The organism is Vibrio sp. 1402 (assembly GCF_033340275.1).
Genome location: NZ_JAWOWE010000346.1, coordinates 1 through 651 on the forward strand (window position 1 = coordinate 1; position 651 = coordinate 651).

General features: G+C 48.1%; 1 pseudogene. It reads right to left on the reverse strand.

Annotated features, from left to right (window positions below):
• Positions 1 to 122: 122 nt before the first annotated feature.
• Positions 123 to 651 (reverse strand): annotated as a pseudogene (locus R7044_RS25980) (TIGR03503 family protein); the annotation flags it as partial.

Below are 651 nucleotides of genomic sequence, written 5' to 3' on the forward strand. Positions count from 1 at the left end.
TGCAAGAAGAACCCGATTTGGAACAACCACCAAAGCCAATTCCAGAAGTGGCTTAAGCGACGGTCGAAGATAAAACAAAAAACGGAGCCGATGGGCTCCGTTCTTTCTCTAACTCTTCTGCCTTATTTCTTTGGCACTTCCAATTGCATTTCAGGCATGGCTTGTCGTTTCGCTTTTAACTTTCGCCACACAATCCAAGCCACAATAGCAATCAAAAGCATCACTACGTTGCCGACCGCAATGATGATCATGCTGCGTTTACGCTCGGCTTCGCGCTCTGCAATGATGCGTTTTTCCATCTCAATACGGCGTTGCTCGGCCAGCTCTGCTTCTTTGGCGATGCGGGCAGCTTCTAAATCCACTTCATCAACGACACTGAAGGTTTGTTCTTGAATAGGAAACACTAGTGCACGCTGGGTTGCGAAATCCGTTGCAAAGATTTCTCCGCGCCATGAGTACTTGCCCAGTTCAGGATCGTTATCCAAGTTCAAGGTGGTTTTCATACCATCCTGTGACACTTGACCTTGGCTGTAGGTAATGAAGCCATCAGGTGCATTTTGTTCGACATTTACCGCGATAGAACCGGGAGCAATCATACCTTGCTCACCGCTAACCACCAGCTGGTGTGGTTTCTCTGGGCTACGAGATTGA